This window comes from Ruegeria sp. TM1040 (assembly GCF_000014065.1).
Taxonomy (GTDB): Bacteria; Pseudomonadota; Alphaproteobacteria; order Rhodobacterales; family Rhodobacteraceae; genus Epibacterium.
In genome coordinates this window covers 112150-136500 of record NC_008044.1, presented here as the reverse complement: position 1 = coordinate 136500, position 24351 = coordinate 112150, and the positions used below count along the sequence as shown (strand labels likewise).

Sequence of the window (24351 nt, the reverse complement as noted above, 5' to 3'; positions counted from 1 at the left end):
TTCTTTCAAAAACACAAAATTTGGGGTTTTTCCCTCGGCTCCAGCGCAGACCGAACTAATGCGCATTTGGTCAGATCTCGGCTGCGCGGCGCCCGCTCTGGAGGTAGTCTTGCAACCGGACCTTGAATCGCGGAATGCCGAGGGGATGCGCGATGTAGTCTTCGGGCGTCATCAGATCCCAGCCCTGCCCCTCATCACCAAACTTGATATCCCCCACGCATCGCGCGCCGATTTCTGCCGCAAAAAACCAGGTTGCACCATCAGGCCGAGGATAGCGGCGGCTGTAGTGAATGCGGCTTTCGGGCAAGATCAGGCCGACCTCTTCGTAGGTCTCTCGCAAGGCGCAGGCCTGCGGGGTTTCATCACCCTCCCGGCCGCCACCCGGAAAATCCCAGTGTCCGGGGAAGGGGATACCCGCTTTCTGGTCGCGCAGAATCACCAGGAGATGAGGCCCGAGAAACAGCAGCAGTTTCGCTCCCTTAAAGCTCATGATACAGTTCAACCCCGCATGGATGCGCCTGCTTGCGCTGCGTGCACGCTACTGTGAACGCCATCGGTAAGCACCCCTATTCTGCCTTAGTTCGAGCCCCTCATGCCTGCCCTATGCCGCGAATGCCTGCATTGTTTTGACCCCGGCACGTCACCTCGCGGCCCCAAACGCTGCCCGGTCTGCCGCAGCCCGCGCGTTAAGCAGCATGAGGAACTCTTGTCGCTCTCCATCGCGCATATGGACTGTGATGCGTTTTATGCAAGTGTTGAAAAACGCGATAATCCTGAGCTCGCAGACAAGCCGGTCATAATTGGCGGGGGGCATCGCGGTGTGGTCTCCACGGCCTGCTATGTGGCGCGCATTCGCGGCGTTCGCTCCGCAATGCCGATGTTTCAGGCGCTCAAACTCTGCCCCGATGCAGTCGTGATCAAACCCCGCATGGAGGTCTACGCCGAAACCAGCCGCGCCATTCGCGCTATGATGGACGAACTGACACCTGAAGTAGAGCCGCTTTCTCTGGATGAGGCCTTCATGGATCTCTCGGGCACAGAGCGGCTGCATGGCGCAGCGCCTGCCGTCATGCTCGCGCGGCTTGTGAAGCGCATGAAGGACGAATTGGGGGTCACGGGCTCCATTGGCCTCAGCCATAATAAGTTCCTCGCCAAAGTGGCGTCCGACCTCGACAAGCCGCGCGGGTTTTCCGTAATCGGCAAAGCTGAAACCGCGGAGTTTCTTCGCGACAAACCTGTGCGCCTCATCTGGGGCATTGGCCCCGCTGCACAGGCTTCGCTCGAAAAGGCGGGTATCCGAGCCTTCTCTGACCTTCTGCGTTGGGAACGGCGCGATCTCCATGACAGATTTGGCAGCATGGGAGATCGGCTCTGGCATCTTGCGCGCGGCGAGGACCGCCGCAAGGTCTCTGCGCGCGCGCCGGTCAAATCCATCTCCAAAGAAACCACTTTCTTTGAGGACACGATGCATTCTGAGGTACTGGATGGCCACCTCTGGCGCCTCGCGGAACAGGTTTCAGATCGCGCCAAGGCCAAAGGTCTCGCGGGACGGGTGGTAACACTGAAACTCAAGCGCGCGAACCATTCGACCCTCACTCGGCGACAGTCCCTGCACAGCCCGACGCAATATGCAGATCAAATCTATCGCACGGCGCGGCGCCTGTTGGACCAGACGATCCAGCAAGGCCCATTTCGATTGCTTGGTTGCGGCATCAGCGAGTTGGCGCCCGAAGCGCAAGCGGATGCCACAGGGGACCTGCTGGACCCGGACGCAACCAAACGCGCCAATGCAGAACGCGCGACGGATGAGATTCGCAAACGCTTTGGCAAAGAGGCGATCCGAAAAGGTCGGTCACTTCGTTAGAATCTGGAACGCCCCCGGGGGCTTGCTCGGTTCGGGCTATTCTGCTGCCATCGGGGTGAGATCCTCACCCAGTTGCGCAATCCGCTGCAACGCCAGGGTCAGACGCGCGCGCACGTCGTCAAACCCGTCGTTGGGGGCGACGTCAGCCTCGTGCATATAAAGAGAGCGGTCAATCTCAACCTGAATGGCGTGCTGATGACGGAAAGGGCGCCCGTATGTTTGCGTGATGTAAGCGCCGGCAAACGGGCTGTTGCGCGCAACACGAAAGCCAACTTCGGCAAAGGCCGCCTCGACCTGGTCGACGATCGCCGCATCGGCAGCAGCGCCAAAGCGATCGCCCAGCACGATTTGGGGCCGTCTCTCACGTCGCGGAGAGCAGCTTTCGATCGCTTCATGAGGCATGGAGTGGCAATCAATAAGGATCGCCCTGCCAAACCGCGTATGGGAGGCATCCAGCAACCTCTGTAGCGCTGCATGGTAGGGGACCCAATAGTCGTCGATTCGCGCCACGGCTTCATCCATCGGGATTTTTCCGCGATAGATCTCGCGCCCATTCGCGACCACGCGGGGAATCACGCCAAGCCCCGAGGCAATTCGGGGATTCTGTCCACGCCGGCGCGCCCCTTCGATCAAGGCCGGATCAAGCTCATCGGAGGAGCGATTGAGATCCACATAGGCTCTGGGCATTTTGGCTGTCAGCAATGGCATGCCGAGCCTCGGGGCAGCTGCGAACAACTGATCGACAAAGGCATCTTCACTACTGCGCAGCCGGTTTGCGTCCAGAATCGACTGAGAAACAAAGGTTTTTGGGTAATTCGATCCGCTGTGAGGCGACGCAATCACCACCGGTGACTGCCACCCTTGCGGCATTTCGATAGAATATGCCTGACCTGACATGCCCACTCCGCCCTCTTGCCTGAGATTCCCAGCATAGAGTTTATATTTCTGTGGCAAAAGCTCTTGCACCCACAATCGACTCCTTTTATAGACCCCTTCACCGACGCGAAGCGATGCGCCAATCGGCGTAGTTTTGAGTTGGCATCATGGGCGGTTAGCTCAGCGGTAGAGCACTTCGTTGACATCGAAGGGGTCACAAGTTCGATCCTTGTACCGCCCACCATGATTTCGCTGTTTTGGACTGCGGTCCAGGACGCCCCGCTAACCCAGGCGCTGGTTCGCGCCGCAGAAAAGGAGAGAGACCATGAAGGTCAAGAACTCGCTCCGCTCGCTGAAGAACCGGCACCGTGACTGCCGGGTTGTGCGTCGCAAGGGCCGCGTTTACGTCATCAACAAGACGCAGCGCAAGTTCAAAGCACGCCAAGGCTGAGCACTTAGCACATGATGCCTCTTTGAAGGCTCCGAAAAACCGCATCTCAGGATGCGGTTTTTTGTTTTTGGGTTTGGTTCTCACACCAACCAATACCCGCCGCACGACTCGGCGCACATCCCCGATCTCGACCGAAACTCCATTCTCCAGCCTTACACTCAAGCCGCCCGGAGCCTCCGTATCCGCGTGGCTGCGACACTCGACCGCGCCTAAATTGGCCGGCCGCAGAAATTTTCTGACTGAATTTATCGGATACCCCCTTTTCTTTCGCGCCCAATATAGTAATTGACTAAACAACTTGGGAATTGGCCGAGCGAGCGTCACCCAGGGACTAGCGACATTCACGAGGATGGAAATCGAATGAAAATCAAAGTCTTCACTACCGTAATCGCCGCGAGCCTTGCTACGACCGCCGTTGCTGACGGGGTTGTGAACCTGTACTCGTCCCGCCATTACGACACCGACGAACGCCTCTACACCGACTTTGAAGAGGCTACCGGTATCACCATCAACCGCATCGAAGGCAAAGCCGATGAGCTGGTCGCGCGCATGCAGGCCGAAGGGGCCAACTCTCCTGCGGATGTTCTGATCACCGTCGACACCTCCCGCCTTGAGCGCGCGAAGAACGCCGGTGTGCTTCAGTCCATCGACAGCGACATTCTTGAAGAGCGCATCCCCGCCAACCTGCAAGATAGCGACAACCAGTGGTTTGGTTTCTCTCAGCGTGCCCGCATCGTCTTCTATGACAAGACTGACGTGGCCAACCCGCCCGCAGACTACATGGATCTTGCCAAGCCCGAATACAAAGGCATGGTCTGCCACCGATCGTCTTCCAATGTCTACTCCCAGACCCTGCTGTCGGCCATCATCGAGAACCACGGTGAAGAGGCGGCACGCGATTGGGCAGAAGGCATCGTCGCAAACTTTGCCCGCGATCCGCAGGGTGGCGATACCGACCAGCTACGCGGCCTGATCTCCGGCGAGTGCGACGTGTCGATTGCAAACACCTATTATTTTGCCCGTGCCCTGCGCAAAGACGTCAAAGGCCTCTCGGCTGAGATCGAGAAGATCGGCGTCGCCTTCCCGGCTCAGGACGCTGAAGGCGCCCACATGAACCTCTCCGGCGCCGGTGTTGCAGCACATGCACCGAACCGTGAGAACGCCATCAAATTCCTCGAGTACCTGGCTTCCGATCAGGCGCAGGAATATTTCTCCGGCGGCAACGATGAATTCCCGGCGGTCCCGGGCGTCAGCAAGTCGGAAAGCGTTGCACAGCTCGGCGAGTTCAAGGCCGACGACGTGGACCTCTCCAAGGTCGCCAAGAACGTGCCGACCGCACAGAAGATCTTTAACGAGGTTGGCTGGGAATAATCGTTCCCCACGTTATGTCAAAGGGCGCGGCAATTGCTGCGCCCTTTTTCGTTTCCGCTCGCAACAACACAAACGACCGTCGCAACGGTCGCGAATCGCCAAAATTCGCGTCAGAAGCGCAACTTGACCCATCCAGCACCTCTAAGGGGCGACGCCCTCTTGCAAATGAGAAAATTGAACCGCCGTTTAATTATCATGCAAAATCAGGGGGCAAGCGCGCGGGCGGGCCTATGTCCCGCGCGCGGCGCCAAGGTGGGGCTGGACCATCGCCCCCCCAACCTCTATGGAATCGCTCCCAGCGAGCCACAGAGTTTGCAGTTGCACACAATAGGGAGCTCGGCTGAGATGCTGAATACGTTGCATTCAATGCGCGGGGATAGGGTTTGATGCGTATTCCTGTCACAATCATCAGCGGTTATCTCGGAGCAGGAAAGACCACATTGATCAACTCGCTGCTCGGCGAGGATCACGGGCTGCGCCTCTCTGTCTTGATCAATGACTTTGGCAGCATCAACATCGACGAGGCCCTGATCTCGAACAAGACTGTCGACAGCGTCGCGCTCACCAATGGCTGCGTGTGCTGCTCGCTGGGAGATGATCTTGCACTGAGTGTGAATGACCTTGTGTCTCGTGCTGAGCCACCGGATCACATCCTGATCGAAACCAGCGGTGTGGCCGAACCCGTGGCCATCGCCAATGCGCTGCTAAATGACAGCCGCCTGAGCTATGCGGGCATTGTTACGGTTGTGGATGGTTCGAATTTCTCCACACTCATGGACGACCCCTTGTTGAAGCCACAGGTCACGCAGCAGATCTGTGCGGCGGACCTGGTACTGGTGAGCAAGCTAGAACACGAGAGTGATGACGGCGTCATCGCGGCACTCGGCGCACTCGGCGCTCGCACGCCCACGCTGACATCTGACATCGAACTCTCTCGTCTGCTATTCGACATCACGCCGCTTCCACGCAGCAAAAGCACCGTTTCCCATCCCGGCTACGTCAGCTGGCATCACCGCAGCACCGAAGTCATCGACCGCCGCGCCCTCGGCGACAAGCTCGCGGAGCGCCCGGAGGGGCTCTATCGCATGAAAGGTTTTGTGCTGACTTCCGGCGGGGCTTACCAGCTCCATATCGTTGGCCGACATGTCGAAGCCCGCCGCTGCGACGCCAATGAAACCCTCCTGGTGGCGCTGGGGCCCGAGCAGCGGATCAGCCACGACCAGATCGAGGCCTGGTGGACCGGCAGCTAGGGCCTAACTGCGCCGCCGGACCTGACGACACACCAGGATCACGGGCAACAGTCCAACGGCCATGATCACAAGAGAGGGCACCGCCGCGCCCTCGAGCCGCTCATCCGCCGCTAACCGATGCGCCTGCACCGCAAGAGTGTCGAAGTTGAAGGGGCGCATGATCAAAGTCGCGGGCAGCTCCTTCATCACGTCCACAAAAACTATCAGCAAGGCTGTCAAAAGGCTGGGTGTCAGGATCGGCAGATGCACGCGGCGCAGCATGCCCAATGGGCTCTGCCCCAATGACCGTGCCGCTGCATCCATATTTGCATGTACTGTCGCCTGTCCGCCCTCATATGCGCCAAGCGCGGCCGCCATGAAGCGCACCATATAGGCCACCACCAAGAGCCAGATCGAGCCCGTCACCAAAAGCCCGGTACGCAGGCCGAAATTGGCCTGCATCCAAGCATCAAGCGCATTGTCGAAGGCGGCAAATGGCACCATGAGACCAACCGCGATCACACCACCGGGCACCGCATAGCCGAGCCGCGAAACATTGGCCGCCGTGCTCGACAGGCGTCCCGGTTTCAGACGTTGATAAAACCCAAGGCAGACTGCAGCCAGAAGCGTGACCACGGCAGCCGTGCTGGCCAAGGTCAACGAGTTGGTGATGAAGGAAATATAGCGGCGGCTCAAGAGGTTCTGCTCCGAGTTCAATCCCATCAGGGTCAAGCTTATGAGCGGCACGAGGAACCCAAACACAACCGGCAGCGCGCAGAGGATGATTGCCCCTGCCGCTTTTCCCCGCGACAGCGTGGCCGGGGGCAAAGCAGCCTGTTGCTTGCCTGCGTGGTGATAGCGGGCGCGGCCACGACTGATGCGCTCTGCAACCGCAAGCATCAGCGCAAACCCCAACAAGCATAGCGCCAACTGCGCCGCACCGGCGCGATCCGCCATCGAAAACCAGCTGGTGTAGATACCCGTAGCAAAGGTCTGCACCCCGAAGTAGGCGACCGTGCCATAGTCTGCGATGGTCTCCATCACCGTCAAGAGAACACCCGAAGCCACCGCAGGGCGTGCCATTGGCAGGCTCACACGCCAGAACGCTCGCCACGAGCTGTCGCCAAGCGCCCGCGCCGCGAGGAATGCAGAGGCGCTTTGTTGCAGGAAGGCGGCGCGCGCCAGAAGATAGACATAGGGGTAGAGCACCAGAACAAGCATCAGCGCCGCCCCCCCAAGCGAGCGGATTTCAGGGAACCAGTAGTCTCGCGGCCCCCAGCCTGTCACCTCGCGCAAAGTTGTCTGCACGATGCCCGGATGATCGAGAAGGAACGTATAGCCATAAGCCAGCACATAAGCCGGAAAAGCCAGGGGCAGTACCAGCGCGATCTCAAAGAACCGTGCACCGGGAAAGCGCGTCATTGTCACCAGCCACGCGGCCCCGACCCCGATGGAAAAGGTCCCAAGTGACACCAGCAGTACCAGATACACCGTTGTGCGCGCGTAGCGGGGCAGCACGGTTTGGCCAAGATGCGTGATCGTCTCCACCCCGCCCGTCAGGGCTGCGATCGCGACTGCAGCCATCGGCAAAAGGCACGCGATTGCCACCACCCATGCCACCACCTGGAACCGCCGCGCGCCTTTGATGCGCGCAGAGGTTTTACGGCGAGGAGCTGGCGCTTGGGTCTGGCTTGCGTGCGTCATTCATGCGGCCTTCATAACGAGTCGGCCCTGTTTCAAGCATTTTTGTCGGAAATTCCAGCGCAAAGCCGCCGCTGCGACGGCATGTCGGCAACGGCGGCTCACTTGGATCATATCTGTTTGGCTCAGTCGTAGCTGCGCTGATCTTCGATCACCAACCCGTCCTTGGGCAAAGAGCCGGGTGTGACGATATCGACCGTGCCTTTCAATTTGAGGACATCGACCACCGAGCGGGCAAACGTGATCTCGTCGCCGCCATTGGCCTCGATACGCACCGTCATCACGTCCATTTCGCCATTGCGCGAAGCAACGACCCGCGCCTTCACGATCTCGTCGTGTTTGTCGACCAGGGCCGCAACCTGCTCTGGGCGGACAAACATGCCTTTGATCTTGGTCGTCTGATCGGCACGACCCATCCATCCTTTGATGCGCATATTGGTGCGCCCGCAGGGGCTCTGACCGGGCATCACCGCACTCATGTCGCCGGTCGCAAACCGGATCAGCGGGTAGTCTCGGTTGAGCGTTGTCACCACGACCTCGCCCACTTCGCCGGGCGCAACCGGGGTGCCGGTTCCGGGGGTAACGATCTCGACGATGACCTGCTCGTCGACGATCATGCCTTCCATGGCGGCGCTCTCATAAGCGATGTTGCCCAGATCCGCAGTCGCGTAACACTGAAGGCAAGAGATACCGCGATCAGCATATTCCTGACGCAGGCTCGGAAACAGCGCACCACCGCCAACAGCTGCCTTCTTGAAGCCCAGCTCAACGCCCATTTCCTCGGCCTTGTCGAGGATCACCTTGAGGTAGTCCGGGGTGCCAGCATATGTGGTGGCTCCGACATCGCGAGCGGCCGTGACCTGGAGTTCGGTCTGGCCGGTGCCCGCGGGCAGAACCGCAGCCCCAACTGCGCGTGCGCCATTTTCAAAGATCATGCCTGCCGGTGTCAGGTGGTAGCCAAAACAATTCTGCACCACATCGCGTTCGCCGACCCCTGCCGCGTGCAGGAAACGCCCCATGCGCCACCAGTCGTGATCTACGCCACCCGGTTCATAGATCGGTCCGGGAGATTGAAAGATATGCGCAAACCCATGCGCGGGTTTCACGGTAAACCCGCCAAACGGAGGCTTGGCCGACTGGGCGGCACTCAGGTCGGATTTGCGCAGCACCGGGAGCTCTGCAAGGGCTGAGACCGAGGTGATCTTTTTAGGATCCACATCCGCAAGCTGTGTTGCAAAGCCCGGGGCGGCCTTGGCGCGGGCGATCTGTTCGGGCAACAAAGTCGCCAGATCTGCCGCCCGTTCCTCGGCGCTTCGGGTTTCCAATTTGTCGAAATAGGTCATGTCGTCCCTCCCCGCCTCAGCTCAACCACCGTTTGCGACGGCGATAGGACCGCACATCGCGAAAGCTCTTGCGGCCTTCATCGGACATGCCGAGATAGAATTCTTTCACATCCGGGTTTTCGCGCAGCTCGGCAGCGGGGCCATCCATCACCACACGGCCGGATTCCAGGATGTAGCCGTAGTGGGCATAGCGCAGCGCCACATTGGTGTTCTGTTCCGCCAGAAGGAAGGTCACGCCTTCGTTCTCGTTGATCGACTTCACGATCTCAAAGATCTGCTCTACGAGCTGCGGTGCTAGCCCCATGGACGGCTCATCCAGAAGGATCGTCTCGGGACGGCTCATGAGGGCGCGGCCCATCGCAACCATCTGCTGCTCCCCGCCCGAGGTATAGCCCGCCTGGCTTTTGCGCCGTTCCTTGAGGCGCGGGAAATAAGTGTAGACCAGTTCCAGATCCTCTTGGATCTTGGCGTTGCTGTCGCCGCGCGTGTAGGCGCCCGTCAGGAGGTTTTCCTCTACTGTCAGGTGTTCAAAGCAATGGCGGCCTTCCATCACCTGAATAACGCCGGTTTTCACCAGCTCCGCCGGATCCTGCTCGTGAACGTCTCTGCCACGATAGCGGACAGAGCCCTTGGTCACTTCACCACGCTCGGAGTGAAGCAGGTTGGAAATCGCCTTCAGAGTCGTGGTCTTGCCCGCTCCGTTGCCGCCGAGCAGCGCGGTGATGCCGCCCTTGGGCACGTTCAGGCTCACGCCTTTCAGCACGAGGATCACGTGGTTGTAGATCACCTCGATGTTGTTGACCTCAAGCAGTGTCTCCGCCTGCACGTCTGTGGAGTTGGCCGCATCCAGCATGTTGAAAGCTATCCTTTGCCAGCGTCCGCTTGGGACGGATCAGATGTGGCGCATGCCGCCACATCGGGTAAGTTTCCTGAACCGCGCCGGAGCAAGACGCCCCGGCGCGAGAGGCGCCTTAGTTGCAGCGCTCTTCGATGTTGTTCTCCGCCGCATAGGATGCGGAGTCTTCGGCCACCAGAGCGTCGATCACCTCTTGGTCAGTCGGGTTAAAGCCCGAAACCAGCGACCAGGTCTGGGTCTCCGCGTCCCACTGGGTCACACCCACGAGACCGGGGCCGCCGTGGTTTTCACAGCTGACATCGAAGGACGGACCAAAGTTCGGCATACCAAGCGCGTTCATCTTTTCAGCCGTGATGGAGAGCGCTTCCATCCCGTCACGCATCATAGAGGCGTCAATTTCGGCAGTCCCGTGGATCTCCTGTGCGGTCTTGGCTGCTTCGACAGCAAGCATCGCCGCATACATGCCGCGGTTATAGAGAACGTTGCCGATCTGATCGCCAGCGCCTGCCGCAAGACCCTTGTCGACGACATGCGTCTGGATGTCTTCAAAGATCGGGAAGTCACGACCAACGTTGTGGAAGGTCACGGCCTTATAGCCATCCGCCTTGTCGCCAGCGGCCATCACGTCGTGCTCAGCGCCGGACCACCAGACGCCGATGAAGTTTTCCATCGGGAAGCGGATGTTGGAGGCTTCTTGAATTGCCACCTGGTTCATCACGCCCCAGCCCCACATCACAACATTGTCGGGACGGTCGCGGCGGATCTGAAGCCACTGCGATTTCTGTTCCTGACCCGGGTGATCAACCGGCAGCAGGCTCAGCTCAAACCCGTGCTTCTTGGAGAGCTCTTCCAGCGTGCGGATCGGCTCTTTGCCATAGGCAGAGTTGTGATAGACCAGCGCGATCTTCTTTCCGTTCAGGTCGCCGCCATTTTCTTCGAGCAGGTAGTTGATCACACCCGAAGCCCCGTCCCAGTAGTTGGCGGGATAGTTGAAGACGTTAGAGAACACCTTGCCGTTGGCGGCCGAGGTCCGACCGTAGCCCATTGTGTGAAGCGGGATGCCATCGGCGGTCACTTTGGGGATCAGCTGATAGGTGATCCCGGTGGAGAGCGGCTGATAGACCAGAGCGCCTTCGCCCTTGGTGGATTCATAGCATTCCACACCTTTTTCGGTGTTGTAGCCGGTCTCACATTCGATCACGCGTGCCTTGACGCCGCCGATGCCACCGTCACGCTCGTTCACCAGAGTGAAATAGTCGTTGTAGCCGTCGGAGAACGGAATGCCGCCTGCCGCATAGGGGCCTGTGCGATAGCTGAGATCGGGGAATACCAGATCGGCCATTGCCGGGCTTGCTGCGATCAGTGCGCTCAGCGCCACGCTTGTCAGTTTCAGTTTCATCGGGTGTCATCCTCCCTGAATTTTTCCGATGTGTTTTAGGTCGGGGCCGACCTCCTCTTGCCGCCCCCGGCGAATGTCTTGGTCGCCTTCCCTAGTGCGGGAAGGGCCAGAGCCGCAGTTTCTCCTTGGCGACGCGCCAGAGCTGCGCAAGGCCGTGTGGCTCCAGGATAAGGAACGTGATGATCAGCGCACCCACGATCACCAGCTGGAAATGTGCGACGATGTCCGTCGGCCAACCCAGCCAATCCACGCCTACGACCTTCAGGATCACCGGCAGCAGCACCAGGAACGCGGCGCCCGCAAAAGAGCCAAAGATCGAGCCCAAGCCGCCAATGATGACCATGAAGAGGACAAGGAACGACTTGTTGATGCCAAAGGCCTCGCCCACTTCGACCGCCCCGAGGTAGACCGCGAAGAACAGCGCGCCCGAGATCCCGACAAAGAAGCCCGAGACCGCAAAGGCCGTCATTTTTGCCTTCAAAGGGTTCACCCCGATGATTTCGGCCGCGATATCCATGTCCCGGATCGCCATCCACGTCCGCCCCTGGGTGCCGCGGGTCAGGTTGCGGGCCACGATGGCGCAGAAGGTCAGGAAAATCAGGCAGAACAGATAGGTCGCCCAGGCCGGTGCATTGGGGCCGGTGATGATGATGCCAAATACGTCACGCTCGGGCGCGTTGATCTGGCCAGAAGCGGAATAGTTGTAAAACCACGGCACGCGGTTGAAGAGCCAGACCAGGAAGAACTGCGCCGCCAATGTGGCCACCGCCAGATAAAATCCCTTGATGCGCAAACTGGGCAAACCAAAGAGCACGCAGACCAGCGCGGTGATTCCGCCTGCAAGCAGAACATGGATAAACATGGACACTTCGGGAAAGGCTGTCATCAGCTTGTAGCAGGCATAGGCCCCAACCGCCATGAAGCCCCCGGTGCCCAGCGACACCTGCCCGCAGTAACCAACAAGGATATTCAACCCAATCGCCGCAATCGCATAGATGAGGAAGGGCAAGAGGATCGCATTGACCCAATAGTCATTGACTACAAAAGGCACCACGCCAAAGGCCAGAGCGAGCACCGCATAGTAGCGGTAGCGATCGAATTTGATCGGAAAAGTCTGACTGTCCTCGACATAGGAGAGTTTGAAATCCCCGGCTTCACGATAGAACATGGCTCAGAGGCTCCCTTCTTTGAATTTATCGTTTTGCATCAGACCTCTCCCCATTTGGACTGCGCGTCATCGCGCTGGGTTCTGGTCATGCGATTGGAGGGTTTGGCGTAGCCTTTCCGCTCCGATATCCGCACCAGTTTCAGATAGGCAAAGATGCCTGCAAACAGACCGAGTGCCGCCAAGAGCGTCGCCACAGTAACCTGCCCGCCGGTGTAGCCCTCGCCTGTCAGGGCGAGATAGCCAAAGGCCCAGAATCCAGACCATGCAATGACATTCAGAATGGAAATCAGCTTGGCCATGCGCGGCCTCCCACGTTAACCATTTCGTCAGATATCCGGGTTTCGCCACATTTTGCCCCAATCTCCCCGGCAAATTTTGCGTGGGAAAAGTGAGTGGGTGAAATGACCGTAATGCTGGAGAGACTCCGGCAGCTGGAGGCTGCACGGAAGCGAGGAGATCTGACCGACGCCCAATACAGGGACGCCCGGTCGAAACTGCTGTCAGTGGTGGAAGACGCGGAGGTGGAGCCCACCGGACCGCGACCCCGCACCACGGCAACGCGTTCGCAAGCGGCGCGGCCAAGGTCGCGCCCTGCCGCCCCCGCGCCCACGCGCCGCGCAGCACCTGCAGCGGCTCCGCATTCGGACAGCGTTGAGCCCCAGGACATGTCGTTCTTTTGGGGGCTGGTTCTGGTGGGACTCTGTGGCGCCGCCATGATCACCTTCCTCATCGGCAGGCTCATCGGAGACATCACCATCGCCCTCACACTGGCCGTCACGGTTGTAGCCGCAGTGGTCATCGCCGCCTTCCAGCGGATGCAGGGCTGAGCCTGCATGCCACCGGAGGTGGGGAGGATATGAGCCTCAGACGCGTTCAATGATCTTCTCGCCAAAGAGGCCTTGCGGACGGAACACCAGGAAGATCAGCGCCAGCACATAGGCGAACCAGTTCTCGGTTGCACCGCCAACCATGGGGCCGATCAGGAATTCAAAGAGCTTCTCTCCGACCCCGATGATCAAGCCGCCAACGATCGCACCGGGGATCGAGGTGAAGCCCCCGAGCATCAGAACAGGCAGCGCCTTAAGCGCGATCAGCGACAAGGAGAACTGGACGCCGGATTTGGTGCCCCACATGATGCCCGCGACCAGTGCGACGAACCCGGCAACCGACCAGACCAGCACCCAGATGTAGTTGAGCGAAATGCCGACCGACAGCGCTGCCTGGTGATCATCCGCCACCGCGCGCATCGCACGGCCCTGCTTGGTGTACTGACTAAAGAGCACAAGCCCGGTAACCAGCAGCGCGGCAATTACCGTCGCCACGATATCGAGGTTGTCGATGAAGAAGCCGTAGCCAAAGATCCCGAAGGTGGTCTCATCGATCCAGAGGTTGATCCCCTGCGGCAGCCCCACATCGAGCGTCTTGATCTCGGAACCCCACATGAGGTCCGCCACGCCTTCGAGGAAATAGGCCAGCCCGATGGTCGCCATGAACAGGATAATCGGTTCCTGGCCGACGAGGTGTTTCATCACCAGGACCTGCACAAGCCACGCCAGCAACACCATGACCGCGACAGTCATCATGATTGCCACGAAGGATGGGACTGTCCATCCAAAGTGGGTGATATGGCCGCCAAAGACCGCGTTGATCAGATGGGAAAAGGGCACCTGCCCCTGCATGATCCCGACAAGGGTCATCGCCGCAAATAGCGCCATAACACCTTGCGCGTAATTGAAAATGCCCGAGGCCTTGTAGATCAGCACGAAGCCCAGCGCGACCAGCGCATAAAGCACCCCCGCCATCAGACCGTTGAGCGTCACCTCCATGGCAAAGATCAGTTGATCAGGCATGGTGCGCCTCCTTGTTCATTGCAGTTGCGCGGAAGAAATCAGTCATGGGAGACTCCCAGATAGGCGTCGATAACGTCTTGATTGTTGCGCACTTCGTCCGGGGTGCCGTCACCAATCTTCTTGCCGTAATCCATCACCACCACGCGATCCGAGAGATCCATCACAACGCCCATGTCGTGTTCGATCAGGGCGATGGTTGTGCCAAACTCGTCGTTCACATCGAGAATAAAGCGGGACATGTCCTCCTTTTCCTCGACGTTCATACCGGCCATCGGCTCGTCCAAAAGCAACAGCTTCGGCTCGGCCGCCAGGGCGCGCGCAAGCTCGACGCGTTTTTTCAAACCGTAGGGCAGACGGGCGACGGGCGTTTTGCGGATCGCCTGAATTTCAAGGAAATCGATGATCTTTTCCACGACCTCGCGGTTTTCGACCTCTTCCTTTTCAGCGCGTCCCTTCCAGAAAGCCTGCTGGAACATGCCGGCCTTCATGTAATTGAGCCGCCCCGTCATCACGTTGTCGAGCACGCTCATACCGTCAAACAGCGCGATGTTCTGGAACGTCCGCGCAATGCCCTGCCGAGCCACCTCATAAGGTTTCATCGGCGGGCGCTTGGCGCCGTGGAACCAGACTTCGCCCTCCTGGGGGACATAGAACCCCGAGATGACGTTCAGCATGGAGGACTTACCCGCCCCGTTGGGGCCGATAATCGCACGGATTTCACCTTCGCGGATGTCAAAAGAGATGTCCTTGATCGCCACGACGCCGCCAAAGCGCAGGGTGATGTTTTTCATCTCCATGACCACGCCGCCAATGGTGCGGCCATCCTCGGTCACATAGCTGTCAGCCGCATCAAGCATGGGCCACTCCTTTGGAATTTCGCGCCAGATGGGACGGCGGGCGGGGCGATGTGCAGCAAGCCTGCACAAGCGTCGTCAGAGCCGTCATTCCGCTGCCACCTGCTGCGCCATGGGCGATTGCACCTTCGCATCCACACAGGTCAGCGTTGCACTGATCGCGCCTTTGCGACCGTCTTCATATGTCACTTCGGTCCGGGTCGAGATCTGCTCGGAACCATCATAAAGCGCGGCAATAATGTCGGCGAATTTCTCCTCGACGATGCGACGGCGCACCTTGCGGGTGCGGGTCATCTCGCCATCATCGGCATCGAGCTCCTTGTGTAGCACCACGAAGCGATGCACCTGACAGCCAGACAGCATCTCATCCTGCGCGACTGAGACATTCACCGCCTCAACATGGTTGCGGATGGTCTCCAGCACGCGCGGGTGGCCTGCGAGCTCCTGATAGGAGGCGTAGGCAATATTGTTGCGCTCTGCCCAGTTGCCCACCGCCGTGAGGTCGATGTTGATAAAGGCCACACAGCGATCCCGGCCGTTGCCAAATAGCACGGCCTCGAGAATGTCAGGATAGAACTTCAGCTTGTTCTCGACGTACTTGGGCGCAAACATCGCGCCGCTGGCCATTTTGCCGACATCCTTGGCGCGGTCGATGATCCGCAGATGGCCGGAGCTTTCCTCGATAAAGCCCGCATCACCCGTGGCGACCCAGCCCTCGGCGTCCTTTGTCGAAGCGGTGGATTCCGCATTCTTGTAGTATTCCACAAAGGTCCCCGGCGAGCGGTAGTGGATCTCACCCTTGTCGTCGATCTTGATCTCCACATCCGGTGCGGGCACGCCCACCGTATCCGCGCGCACTTCGCCATCAGGCTGCACAGTAATGAACACCGTGGCCTCTGTCTGACCATAAAGCTGTTTGAGATTGATCCCCAGCGAGCGGTAGAAATCAAAAATCTCCGGTCCAATCGCCTCACCGGCGGTGTAGCCGACGCGAATGCGACCATAGCCAAGCGTATCCTTCAGGGGACCGTAAACCAAGAGATCCCCAAGGCGATACTTCAGGCGATCCATCATGCCGACAGGTTTGCCATCCAGGATCAGGCCGCCGACTTTCTTGGCATGGGCCAAGAAGTGATGAAACATCTTCTGCTTGAGCTTACCCGCGTCTTCCATGCGGATCATCACATTGGTGAGCTGACCCTCAAACACGCGCGGCGGTGCAAAGAAATAAGTTGGGCCGATCTCACGCAGATCGGTCATCATGGTGTCTTCGCTCTCGGGGCAATTGACGCAGAACCCGCACCAGTAGGACTGTCCCAGCGAGAAGATGAAATCCCCGACCCAAGCCATTGGCAGGTAGGACAGGATGTCTTCATTCTCGGTGAGCTTGTCAAAGGTGCTGGCGTTCTTGGCGCTCTCGATCACGTTGCGATTGGACAGCACAACGCCCTTGGGGCGCCCCGTGGTGCCCGACGTATAGAGCATCACGCAGGTGCTATCATACGTGAGCTTCGCCTTACGCGCCGCAAGATCCGAGCTGAGCTCATCGCGCGCGGCGCGGCCCTGTTCCTGCACGTGGCTGTATTGATGCAGCTGGTGGTGGTCGTATTTGCGCAGACCCTTGGGGTCCACATAGATCATATGCTTGAGGTTGGTCAGCGTGTCCTGAACCTCCAGCACCTTGTCGACCTGTTCCTGATCGCCCGCAATCACATAGGCCGCACCGCAGTGATCCAGCACATAGGCCATCTCCTCGGCACTTGAGTCCTGATAGACCGGCACCGGCACTGCACCGACGCTCTGTGCCGCCACCATCGACCAATAGAGCGATGGCCGGTTGCGTCCGATGATAGCAATGAAATCTCCCTCGGCCACACCAAGATTCATCAACCCAAGCGCCAGCGCCTCGATTTCCTCGGCGGTTTCTTTCCAGGTCCAACTTTGCCAGATGCCAAACTCTTTTTCCCGGTAGGCCGGGCGGTTGGCATGGACAGTTGCGTTTCTCTCCAGCAGGGCCGGAACAGACATAAGCTGCCCGGCGCCAGACGATGTCTGCGCAGCGGTCTGAGACACGTATTTACTCCTCCCATATCCGGTCCTCCTCGACCGGATTGATCGCTTCACCCACAGGTGCAGGCTGCGATCCTTATGTCCGCATTAGGACGGCTCCTTTGTAACAAAGCAAGTTTTTCGCGATGATTTCTGAAACCTTTCAAATTGTAACAGCCCCGGGTGATCGATCTGCAATTCCTGTCGGACCACCCTCAGGGGCGCAATCACAAGCCACTTTGCCAATGCGCCACAAGCTGTTAGCCAAGAGGCGGGGAGCACGTATGAAACAGAACACGGCACAACGCATGGCGATGATCGACGCAGGCCTGAACCTCATTGCGCAGGCCATGTCGATCTACGACCGCAACCTGCGCCTTGCGGCCTGCAACCATCGCTTTCAGGAAATGTTTTCACTGCCGCCCGAATTGGTGCAAGAGGGCGCGACGTTCGAAGACACCATCCGCTTTATCGCGGTACAGGGCGACTATGGCCCCATTGATGACATCGATTCGTTTGTGCAGCTGCGGGTGGAACAGGCCCGCGCCTTTGTGCCCCATTACGTCGAGCGCCAGCGTGCCAATGGCCATGTGATTTCGATCGAGGGCGCGCCTCTTCCGGAGGGGGGCTGGGTCACGGTCTACACCGACATCACCCGCACCAAGCGGGTTGAAGAATTGCTCCGCGCCCGCTCCGAGGAGCTCTCGGATCAGGTGATGAGCTACACAGAAGAGCTCTCGGCCACCAACCGAAAGCTTGCAGCCACGATCACCACACTTGAAGAGACCCAGCGCCAGCTGACGCAGACCGAGGCCCGCACCCGGCTCACGACCGAAATGATGCCCGCCCATATCGCGCATGTGGATGCGGACGGGCATTATACCTTTACCAACGGACGTTTGAGCAAAGTGTTTCCCGGCCGCCCCTCCGACATTCTCGGCCAGCATATTGCCGAGGCGCTCGGGTCCGCCGCCTATGCCCGCATCGCACCGCACCTCTCGGCGGCCTACCAGGGTGAAAGCCCGGTGTTTGAGTTCACCGAGGATCAGGACAGCCGCCGCCTGCGCGTGGCGTTTACGCCCGACAACGAAGGCGGGGTGTTCATCCTGTCGATGGATGTGACCGAGGAAACCCAGACCCGCGTGGCCCTGCAACAGGCCCGCAAGCGCGAGATCGCCGCGCAGATGACCAGCGGGCTTGCGCATGATTTCTCCAACCTTCTGACCATCATCCTCGGAATGCAGACACGCCTTGATCGGATGACCCTGCCCGAAGGCGCGGGCGAGCTCGTGGAGGCCACCCTGTCAGCCGCGCGGCGCGGCGGGCGGCTCTTGGATCGGATGGCTGAAATGACCAGTCACCGTGGCCTGCGCCCGCAAGCCACCGACCTGCACGCGCTCTTGGACGAGATGAAGATCCTCGCCACGCCGTCACTACCACAGGGCATCGGTCTCAGCGTGCTGGACAACACAAGCGAGGGGCCGGTCCTTTTGGATCCGGGGCGGCTGCAGGACGCGCTTTTGAACCTGATTTTGAATGCGCGCGACGCCTGCGGCACCAGCGGCCAGATCACGGTTGCCGCGCATCTGGTCGGGCAGACCTGGATCGAATTCTCCGTAAGCGACACAGGCCCCGGCTTTTCAGTGCAAGCGCTTGAGAATGCGCTCAACCCGTTTTTCACCACCAAGGGGCAAGAGGGCTCGGGGCTGGGGTTGTCGATGGTCTATGACATGGTGAAATCCGCCGGGGGGGACATCCGCATCAGCAACACCGTCTCCGGCGCGATGGTGACGCTGCGCCTGCCCTACCGCCCAGCGCCGATGGCGGCCGGCGGCATTGCCCTTCTGGTCGAAGACAGCGACACGCTTCGGGCGACCTATCGTCAGGTGCTGATGGATCTTGGATACTCCGTCATCGAGGCCACCAGCGTTGATGAGGCCGTTGCGCTTTTGGCGGATGTCGAAGGGATTGCACTGATCCTGTCGGACATCAAACTGGAAGGCGATGCCACCGGCGTCGATCTCTGCACCCGGCTGGGGCCGGATGCGCCACCCGTGGTACTGATGACCTCGTTGCCGCATACCGATCCGCTCTATCGCGCGGCCCTCACTCTGGCGCCACTCTTGCCAAAACCCTTTGAAAGCGCGCATCTGATGGCGCTCCTGCAACAAAAGGCCGACCATGCCTGATGCCAATGCCTCTCCGCTTGTCACCATTCTCGATGACGAGCCCGAAATCCGCCAGCTGCTGACCGAGACGCTGGAGGATGCCGGGTATCGCACCCAGAGCTTTTCACGCGCCCGCGATTTCGAGGCCGCGCTCAAGCGGGTGACTCCCGATGTCTGCCTTGTGGACCTGTCGCTGCCAGATACCGATGGTTTGGCGCTGGTACACCGGCTGGCACTTGAGCAGGGCGCAAGCGTGATCATCATCTCGGGGCGTGCACAGGTCCAGGATCGAGTCACGGGGCTGGAACTGGGGGCGGACGACTACATCACCAAACCCTTTGACCCGGCAGAAGTGGTCGCGCGCATCCGCGTGCGCCTGCGTGACACCTCGCGCGGTGGGCAACCCGACACGGGGGATCGGGCAGAGTTTTCCGGCTGGACCGCACATTTTGACCGCTACGCACTTGAGGATGAGAATGGCGAGGAGACCGCGTTTTCGCATGCCGAAGGCGAAGTCCTGCGCCTCTTTCTGGAAAGCCCCAAGCGGCTGATCTCCCGCGCGCAGATGATGGAACGGCTCGGCGGCGGAGCCGGTGACAGCTTTGATCGTGCGATGGATGTACGTATTTCACGCCTGCGCACCAAGCTGCGCGAAGATCCTAAAAACCCGCGCCTGATCAAGACGATCTACGGCGCTGGATATATCTTTCTAGGGGATGTGAGCTGGCGTTGAACTCTGCTGCACGAGACCAAACCCTCGGCGGACAACAGGCGCGTTTTGGGCTCTTGCAGCGGTGATTCGGCTGGCGTAGAAAAACCGGATGGCGACCTGTCTGCTCTATAATCACTCTGAAAGCCGCCCCGCCCGGTTTTACCGGATCGAGTTGGCGATGAACCTTTTTGATGAGGTGTCCCTCCTGCGTGAGTGGGGGGTCAAAGGCGGGAAAGGGTGCTCGACAATCCATATCTTCGGCAACCTGCGCGACGCCTCTGTCGCAGCGGATCGGCACCGTCACCGGATGCTGAAACGTGGCTACGACCGCGCCTGAGCTGCACAGGATAACTGCGCCAGACCCGCCTTGGAACAAACATCCGCAGTTTGGCCCTTTCAACCCGGACGCCCCTCCCCTAGTACTTCTGCAACGGGATCAAAGAGGCGCGCATGTCAGAAATCACACTGGTCCGTCACGGCCAGGCCAATACCGCGGCACGGGATGAAGCCAGCTACGACAAGCTGAGCCCCCTTGGCCATCAGCAAGCGCAATGGCTCGGCGACCATCTGCGCGACTGCAAAGACCATTACGCACGCGTCTATTGTGGTACCCTGACCCGGCACGAGGAAACCGCCCGCGCCATGGGGTTCGACGCAGGTGATATCATCCGTGATCCCCGCCTCAACGAAATGGAATACTTTACGCTTGCACAGGCGATGGAAGCTCAGCACGGGCTGGCCATTCCCAAGGAGCGTGAGGGCTTTGTCGCCCATCTGCCAAAGGTTTTTGCCGCGTGGGAAGCAGACTGTATCGATACCCCTCCCGAAAGCTGGCGCGACTTTGAAACCCGCACCAAAGCCGCCTTGGCAGAGATCTCAGAAGGCGAAGGCCCTGCTCTGGTGGTCACCTCCGGCGGGTTGATTTCCATGGTGATGCGTCAGTGCCTTGGATTGGATACTGCCGCCACAGCACGCATCGCGCTTGCGATCATGAACACCTCGCTGCACCGTCTGCACAACATCGGCGGCACCTATGCGCCAGTGCTGTTCAACGGTGTCCCGCATCTCCAAGCCCCCGATCGCCAGTATGCGCGCACCCATCTCTGAGATCCGCCCAGGAGTCCGACATGCAACTCTATTATGCCCCGAACACCATTTCAGTCGCCGTCGCCATCGCGCTCGAGGAGGCGGGTCTCGCCTATGAGGCGGTCAAGATCGACTTTGCCGAGAAACAGCAGACCACGCGCGCCTATCATCAGATCAACCCCAAGGGCCGGGTGCCCGCACTGGCGGTTGAGGGCGGCATCCTGACCGAGACCGGTGCGCTCCTGGAATTTATCGCGGACCTCGCACCCGACGCCGATCTGCGACCGTCGGATCCGGTCCTTCAGGCGCGCATGCGCGAGGTGATGTTCTACCTCGCCTCCACCATGCATGTGAACCACGCCCACAAGATGCGGGGCAGCCGCTGGGCCTCCAACCCCGCCTCCTTCAAGGACATGGCACGCAAGGTGCCCGAGACCATGGCCGCCTCTTGCGAGTACATCTGCAACCACGGGCTGCGCGGGCCTTTTGTGCTCGGCGACACCCCCTGCCTAGCAGATTTCTACCTCTATGTGGTCTGCACCTGGCTCGAGGGTGACGGCGTGAAGCTGGCAGGTTTTCCAAAACTCAGAGCCTTCATCGAGGCGATGGACGCGCGCGACAGCGTCAAGACTGTGCGCGCCAAAGATATGCTTTAAGGAACAAGACTATGACACATCTCTGGGTCCGGGCCGAACAGCGCCTGAACGAGGATCGCGTGGGGCTGACGCCTGCAGGGGCCAAGGCGCTTCTGGAAGCGGGTATTCGCGTTACCGTCGAAGAAAGCAGCAGCCGCGCCATCCCGCTTCAGGGCTACATCGATGCAGGCTGCGAAATTGCGCCAGAAAACGCCTGGCCCGATGCGCCGCGTGACGCCATCATCTTTGGCCTCAAGGAGCTGCCCGACGACGGCACCCCACTGCCCCATCGCCACATCATGTTTGGTCACGCTTTCAAAGGCCAGCACTCCGGCAAGGAACTGCTGCGCCGGTTCCGCGAGGGCGGCGGGACGCTTTATGATCTGGAGTATCTGGTGGATCCGTCCGGCCGCAGGGTCGCCGCCTTTGGCTATTGGGCCGGGTATGCAGGTGCTGCTGTCACGCTCAAGGCCTGGGCCGCACAGCAGCGCGGCGAAACCTGCGGGCCGGTTGGGGTCTACAAGAACAAGGACGCGCTTCTGGCCGATCTCGGCCGCGAGTTGGACGCCACCGGTGCAGACCGTCCCAAGGCCATTGTCATCGGCGCTCTGGGTCGGGTGGGCACTGGCGCTGCGGATCTCTGCGAGGCGATGGGTGTTGCCGTCACCAAATGGGATATGAACGAGACCGCGAGCGGCGGACCGTTCCCGGAAATCCTCGACCATGATCTGTTCCTGAACTGCATCTTTGCCCGCCCCGGTACGCCCGTTTTTGTGCCCAAAGAGGCGCTCACGGCCGCGCGCAACCTTACCGCAATCGGGGATGTAGCCTGTGATCCGGACAGCGATTACAATCCCGTCCCCGTCTATTCCCGCGCAACCACATGGGATGCGCCGGTTGTACGTGTTGCCAATGATCCAGTCCTGGACGTAATGGCGATCGACAACCTCCCCTCGATGCTTCCTGCCGAAAGCTCCGAGGATTACGCGGATCAGCTTCTGGCAAGCCTTCTGACCCTGTCCGATCTGGATGCGGGCGTCTGGGGCCGGGCCAAGGCGGTCTTTGACGAACATGTGGCGGGCTGAAAAGCCTGCCCAGATCAAGGAGAACAACTATGACTATTCACTGGTGCGGCACCGGCCTCTCCGCCATTCCCGGCCTGCGTCGCCTGCTCGAAGCGGGTCACGACGTCGCCGTCTGGAACCGCACACCCGAAAAAGCCGCCGAGGCTGTTGGGGATCTGACCACCAACATCCACAAATTCTCCATTGCACGCCTCTCGGAGCTTCTGAGCCCGGCGGACGTCGTGGTCTCCATGCTGCCCGGCGACTGGCATGTGGAACTCGCCGAGCTCGCAATTTCCAAGGGGGCGCATTTTGTGTCCTCCTCCTACATCTCGCCGGAGATGCGCGCCCTCGACCAAAAGGCCAAAGACGCCGGAGTCGCGCTGGTCAATGAGGTCGGGCTTGATCCGGGCATCGATCACCTGATGGCCCATGCCCTCGTGGCTGAATACGCGGAATCTCCGGCCTTCGACGCGGACAATGAGATCAGCTTTCTGTCCTATTGCGGCGGCATCCCAAAGATCCCGAACCCATTTCGCTACAAGTTCAGCTGGTCGCCCCTCGGCGTGCTGAAGGCCCTGCGCTCGCCCTCGCGCTCGATCCGCGATTTTGAGGTTCTGGACGTGGCGCGCCCCTGGGATGCGATCTCGAGCTATGACGCGCCGCTTGCGACGCCCGAAACCTTTGAGGTTTATCCCAACCGCGACAGTCTGCCGTTCATGGAGCAGTATCACTTCGACAAGGACTGGAAGGTCAAAACCTTCGTGCGCGGCACCCTACGTCTGAATGGCTGGACCGAGGCCTGGGCGGATGTCTTCAAAGAAGTCGAAACGCTTGAAGGCCCCGAAGGCGATGCTCGCCTCAAGGAAATGTCCGATCAGTTCTGGGACGAAAACGCCTATGACGAAGGCGAGCCGGATCGCGTGGTGCTCTGTGTGGACCTCAAGGCGGAAAAAGACGGCCAGACCAAGTGGCACAAGACCTATGTGATGGACGCATGGGGCGACGAGCGCGGAAGCGCCATGGCGCGTCTGGTGTCCTATCCGGTGTCCTACGCCATTGAGGCCGCGATGAACGGCAAGATCGCACCCGGCGTCAGCGCCGCGCCCAGCGATCCGGCGCTGGTGGACAGCTGGATGGGGCGCATCGGCGCACTGGCGCAGCACCTTCAGGTGGTGTCCCACCGCTCCTGAAGCCGCGCCCCTACTGCGCAAACACTATCAATAGCCTCGCCAGCACCCGCTGGCGGGGCTTTTTGTATGCAACCGCAATTCGTTAGCGGCCCATCACATCCTCAGCCGCCGCTGTGACATCAATACCGAGCGCCTCAAGCCCCGCCTCGATGTCATAAGCCAGGTTCGGCGTCGCCAGGAGGTAATCCTCGGTGGGAGTCGTCTTTTCACGACGGGCAGTCTCAACAGCCTGCTCGAATTCCTCGGCCTCAAACACACCGCGCCCGGTCCAGACCAAGGCCACCAGCTCGGCCTGTTCATCTTCGTTCATATCCGCAATGAAGGCGCGCAGCTCGGGCTCAGCCCGCTCGATCTCGCGTGCCATCAACGCCACCTGTTCTGCCTTGTTGCTTGCAATCTCCGTCATCTTGCGCGTCCTCCTGCAAAGCTGTTGCTCCGCTTACAGTGACAGCCCGAAGGCCAGATGACCTTGATCTACAGCA

At 59.9% G+C, this 24351-nt stretch carries 24 protein-coding genes and 1 tRNA gene; 13 read left to right on the top strand and 12 right to left on the bottom strand.

The genetic code is table 11. From position 1 onward, the window contains the following. Positions 1-70 precede the first annotated feature (70 nt). On the bottom strand, positions 71-490 hold the full coding sequence (locus tag TM1040_RS04940; RefSeq protein ID WP_011537496.1) for an NUDIX domain-containing protein: 420 nt from the start codon (positions 488-490) through the stop codon (positions 71-73). A gap of 102 nt (positions 491-592) precedes the next feature. On the opposite strand from TM1040_RS04940, the gene TM1040_RS04935 reads away from it, so the two are divergent. Then, on the top strand, positions 593-1864 hold the full coding sequence (locus TM1040_RS04935) for a DNA polymerase IV (protein ID WP_011537495.1): 1272 nt from the start codon (positions 593-595) through the stop codon (positions 1862-1864). A 36-nt stretch (positions 1865-1900) separates the two neighbouring features. On the opposite strand, the gene TM1040_RS04930 is transcribed toward TM1040_RS04935, so the two are convergent. Next, entirely contained in the window at positions 1901-2761 is an 861-nt protein-coding gene (locus tag TM1040_RS04930) for an N-formylglutamate amidohydrolase (protein ID WP_011537494.1), read from the bottom strand. A 148-nt stretch (positions 2762-2909) separates the two neighbouring features. On the opposite strand from TM1040_RS04930, the gene TM1040_RS04925 reads away from it, so the two are divergent. From TM1040_RS04925 to TM1040_RS04905, 4 genes are all read left to right on the top strand, one after another. Beyond that, positions 2910-2984 (top strand) — tRNA-Val (locus TM1040_RS04925). Positions 2985-3065: 81 nt separating this feature from the next. Further along, positions 3066-3191, top strand: a complete 126-nt coding sequence (gene ykgO / locus TM1040_RS04920; protein ID WP_005648635.1) for a type B 50S ribosomal protein L36 — start codon at positions 3066-3068, stop codon at positions 3189-3191. A gap of 360 nt (positions 3192-3551) precedes the next feature. Next, positions 3552-4562, top strand: coding sequence for a Fe(3+) ABC transporter substrate-binding protein (locus TM1040_RS04915; protein ID WP_011537493.1), 1011 nt, complete (start codon positions 3552-3554; stop codon positions 4560-4562). Between the two features lie 386 nt (positions 4563-4948). Beyond that, positions 4949-5812, top strand: a complete 864-nt coding sequence (locus TM1040_RS04905) for a CobW family GTP-binding protein (RefSeq protein ID WP_011537492.1) — start codon at positions 4949-4951, stop codon at positions 5810-5812. A 3-nt stretch (positions 5813-5815) separates the two neighbouring features. Here the strand turns inward: TM1040_RS04905 and TM1040_RS04900 are convergent, their stop codons facing one another. The 6 genes from TM1040_RS04900 to TM1040_RS04875 all read right to left on the bottom strand — a co-directional run bounded on the left by TM1040_RS04900 (position 5816) and on the right by TM1040_RS04875 (position 12557). Then, positions 5816-7495: an ABC transporter permease gene (locus tag TM1040_RS04900; RefSeq protein WP_011537491.1), complete on the bottom strand. Its 1680-nt coding sequence runs from the start codon at positions 7493-7495 to the stop codon at positions 5816-5818. A gap of 122 nt (positions 7496-7617) precedes the next feature. Then, a complete protein-coding gene (locus TM1040_RS04895; protein WP_011537490.1) occupies positions 7618-8835 on the bottom strand; it encodes a phenylacetate--CoA ligase family protein in 1218 nt (405 codons plus the stop codon). A gap of 16 nt (positions 8836-8851) precedes the next feature. Then, complete coding sequence (locus TM1040_RS04890) at positions 8852-9688, bottom strand: ABC transporter ATP-binding protein (protein ID WP_011537489.1); 837 nt, start codon at positions 9686-9688, stop codon at positions 8852-8854. Positions 9689-9806: 118 nt separating this feature from the next. Next, a complete protein-coding gene (locus TM1040_RS04885) occupies positions 9807-11090 on the bottom strand; it encodes an ABC transporter substrate-binding protein (protein WP_011537488.1) in 1284 nt (427 codons plus the stop codon). 91 nt (positions 11091-11181) lie between these two features. Further along, positions 11182-12258, bottom strand: a complete 1077-nt coding sequence (locus TM1040_RS04880; protein ID WP_011537487.1) for a branched-chain amino acid ABC transporter permease — start codon at positions 12256-12258, stop codon at positions 11182-11184. Positions 12259-12296: 38 nt separating this feature from the next. Further along, entirely contained in the window at positions 12297-12557 is a 261-nt protein-coding gene (locus tag TM1040_RS04875; RefSeq protein ID WP_011537486.1) for a hypothetical protein, read from the bottom strand. 366 nt (positions 12558-12923) lie between these two features. On the opposite strand from TM1040_RS04875, the gene TM1040_RS20470 reads away from it, so the two are divergent. Further along, a complete protein-coding gene (locus TM1040_RS20470; RefSeq protein WP_254658846.1) occupies positions 12924-13085 on the top strand; it encodes a hypothetical protein in 162 nt (53 codons plus the stop codon). A 36-nt stretch (positions 13086-13121) separates the two neighbouring features. On the opposite strand, the gene TM1040_RS04865 is transcribed toward TM1040_RS20470, so the two are convergent. The 3 genes from TM1040_RS04865 to TM1040_RS04855 all read right to left on the bottom strand — a co-directional run bounded on the left by TM1040_RS04865 (position 13122) and on the right by TM1040_RS04855 (position 16990). Next, positions 13122-14108: a branched-chain amino acid ABC transporter permease gene (locus tag TM1040_RS04865; RefSeq protein WP_011537484.1), complete on the bottom strand. Its 987-nt coding sequence runs from the start codon at positions 14106-14108 to the stop codon at positions 13122-13124. 38 nt (positions 14109-14146) lie between these two features. Continuing rightward, the gene (locus TM1040_RS04860) at positions 14147-14965 is read right to left on the bottom strand and encodes an ABC transporter ATP-binding protein (RefSeq protein WP_011537483.1); all 819 of its coding nucleotides are present in this window, start codon (positions 14963-14965) and stop codon (positions 14147-14149) included. 84 nt (positions 14966-15049) lie between these two features. Further along, positions 15050-16990: an AMP-binding protein gene (locus TM1040_RS04855; RefSeq protein ID WP_044026975.1), complete on the bottom strand. Its 1941-nt coding sequence runs from the start codon at positions 16988-16990 to the stop codon at positions 15050-15052. Positions 16991-17295: 305 nt separating this feature from the next. Between TM1040_RS04855 and TM1040_RS04850 the strand changes: the two genes are divergently transcribed. The 7 genes from TM1040_RS04850 (at position 17296) to TM1040_RS04820 (ending at position 23869) form a co-directional block, all read left to right on the top strand. Next, a complete protein-coding gene (locus tag TM1040_RS04850; RefSeq protein WP_011537481.1) occupies positions 17296-19200 on the top strand; it encodes a hybrid sensor histidine kinase/response regulator in 1905 nt (634 codons plus the stop codon). Next, positions 19193-19912, top strand: a complete 720-nt coding sequence (locus TM1040_RS04845) for a response regulator transcription factor (protein ID WP_011537480.1) — start codon at positions 19193-19195, stop codon at positions 19910-19912. Before TM1040_RS04850 ends, TM1040_RS04845 begins: the two co-directional genes overlap by 8 nt. An 88-nt stretch (positions 19913-20000) precedes the next feature. Further along, on the top strand, positions 20001-20228 hold the full coding sequence (locus TM1040_RS04840) for a WGR domain-containing protein (RefSeq protein ID WP_011537479.1): 228 nt from the start codon (positions 20001-20003) through the stop codon (positions 20226-20228). Positions 20229-20341: 113 nt separating this feature from the next. Then, a complete protein-coding gene (locus TM1040_RS04835; protein ID WP_011537478.1) occupies positions 20342-20998 on the top strand; it encodes a histidine phosphatase family protein in 657 nt (218 codons plus the stop codon). Positions 20999-21018: 20 nt separating this feature from the next. Next, positions 21019-21633, top strand: a complete 615-nt coding sequence (locus tag TM1040_RS04830) for a glutathione S-transferase family protein (protein ID WP_011537477.1) — start codon at positions 21019-21021, stop codon at positions 21631-21633. 11 nt (positions 21634-21644) lie between these two features. Beyond that, entirely contained in the window at positions 21645-22697 is a 1053-nt protein-coding gene (locus TM1040_RS04825) for a saccharopine dehydrogenase (protein ID WP_011537476.1), read from the top strand. Between the two features lie 29 nt (positions 22698-22726). Beyond that, positions 22727-23869 (top strand): saccharopine dehydrogenase family protein, encoded by a 1143-nt coding sequence (locus tag TM1040_RS04820; protein ID WP_011537475.1) that lies wholly within the window; start codon positions 22727-22729, stop codon positions 23867-23869. A gap of 82 nt (positions 23870-23951) precedes the next feature. Here TM1040_RS04820 and TM1040_RS04815 read toward each other — a convergent pair whose 3' ends face one another. Then, positions 23952-24275 (bottom strand): DUF3775 domain-containing protein, encoded by a 324-nt coding sequence (locus TM1040_RS04815; RefSeq protein WP_011537474.1) that lies wholly within the window; start codon positions 24273-24275, stop codon positions 23952-23954. Positions 24276-24351 lie beyond the last annotated feature (76 nt).

What these genes read in the sequence shown, in the direction of transcription:
- TM1040_RS04830 (WP_011537477.1), top strand. Translation starts at nt 21,019, where the DNA reads ATGCAACTCTATTATGCCCCGAACACCATTTCAGTCGCCGTCGCCATC.
- TM1040_RS04940 (WP_011537496.1), bottom strand. Translation starts at nt 490, where the DNA reads ATGAGCTTTAAGGGAGCGAAACTGCTGCTGTTTCTCGGGCCTCATCTC.
- TM1040_RS04865 (WP_011537484.1), bottom strand. Translation starts at nt 14,108, where the DNA reads ATGCCTGATCAACTGATCTTTGCCATGGAGGTGACGCTCAACGGTCTG.
- TM1040_RS04845 (WP_011537480.1), top strand. Translation starts at nt 19,193, where the DNA reads ATGCCTGATGCCAATGCCTCTCCGCTTGTCACCATTCTCGATGACGAG.
- TM1040_RS04895 (WP_011537490.1), bottom strand. Translation starts at nt 8,835, where the DNA reads ATGACCTATTTCGACAAATTGGAAACCCGAAGCGCCGAGGAACGGGCG.
- TM1040_RS04905 (WP_011537492.1), top strand. Translation starts at nt 4,949, where the DNA reads ATGCGTATTCCTGTCACAATCATCAGCGGTTATCTCGGAGCAGGAAAG.
- TM1040_RS04855 (WP_044026975.1), bottom strand. Translation starts at nt 16,990, where the DNA reads ATGTCTGTTCCGGCCCTGCTGGAGAGAAACGCAACTGTCCATGCCAAC.
- TM1040_RS04820 (WP_011537475.1), top strand. Translation starts at nt 22,727, where the DNA reads ATGACTATTCACTGGTGCGGCACCGGCCTCTCCGCCATTCCCGGCCTG.
- TM1040_RS04835 (WP_011537478.1), top strand. Translation starts at nt 20,342, where the DNA reads ATGTCAGAAATCACACTGGTCCGTCACGGCCAGGCCAATACCGCGGCA.
- TM1040_RS04890 (WP_011537489.1), bottom strand. Translation starts at nt 9,688, where the DNA reads ATGCTGGATGCGGCCAACTCCACAGACGTGCAGGCGGAGACACTGCTT.
- TM1040_RS04930 (WP_011537494.1), bottom strand. Translation starts at nt 2,761, where the DNA reads ATGTCAGGTCAGGCATATTCTATCGAAATGCCGCAAGGGTGGCAGTCA.
- TM1040_RS04850 (WP_011537481.1), top strand. Translation starts at nt 17,296, where the DNA reads ATGAAACAGAACACGGCACAACGCATGGCGATGATCGACGCAGGCCTG.
- TM1040_RS04915 (WP_011537493.1), top strand. Translation starts at nt 3,552, where the DNA reads ATGAAAATCAAAGTCTTCACTACCGTAATCGCCGCGAGCCTTGCTACG.
- TM1040_RS04815 (WP_011537474.1), bottom strand. Translation starts at nt 24,275, where the DNA reads ATGACGGAGATTGCAAGCAACAAGGCAGAACAGGTGGCGTTGATGGCA.
- ykgO (WP_005648635.1), top strand. Translation starts at nt 3,066, where the DNA reads ATGAAGGTCAAGAACTCGCTCCGCTCGCTGAAGAACCGGCACCGTGAC.
- TM1040_RS04840 (WP_011537479.1), top strand. Translation starts at nt 20,001, where the DNA reads ATGGCGACCTGTCTGCTCTATAATCACTCTGAAAGCCGCCCCGCCCGG.
- TM1040_RS04860 (WP_011537483.1), bottom strand. Translation starts at nt 14,965, where the DNA reads ATGCTTGATGCGGCTGACAGCTATGTGACCGAGGATGGCCGCACCATT.
- TM1040_RS04935 (WP_011537495.1), top strand. Translation starts at nt 593, where the DNA reads ATGCCTGCCCTATGCCGCGAATGCCTGCATTGTTTTGACCCCGGCACG.
- TM1040_RS04880 (WP_011537487.1), bottom strand. Translation starts at nt 12,258, where the DNA reads ATGTTCTATCGTGAAGCCGGGGATTTCAAACTCTCCTATGTCGAGGAC.
- TM1040_RS04900 (WP_011537491.1), bottom strand. Translation starts at nt 7,495, where the DNA reads ATGACGCACGCAAGCCAGACCCAAGCGCCAGCTCCTCGCCGTAAAACC.
- TM1040_RS04825 (WP_011537476.1), top strand. Translation starts at nt 21,645, where the DNA reads ATGACACATCTCTGGGTCCGGGCCGAACAGCGCCTGAACGAGGATCGC.
- TM1040_RS20470 (WP_254658846.1), top strand. Translation starts at nt 12,924, where the DNA reads ATGTCGTTCTTTTGGGGGCTGGTTCTGGTGGGACTCTGTGGCGCCGCC.
- TM1040_RS04885 (WP_011537488.1), bottom strand. Translation starts at nt 11,090, where the DNA reads ATGAAACTGAAACTGACAAGCGTGGCGCTGAGCGCACTGATCGCAGCA.
- TM1040_RS04875 (WP_011537486.1), bottom strand. Translation starts at nt 12,557, where the DNA reads ATGGCCAAGCTGATTTCCATTCTGAATGTCATTGCATGGTCTGGATTC.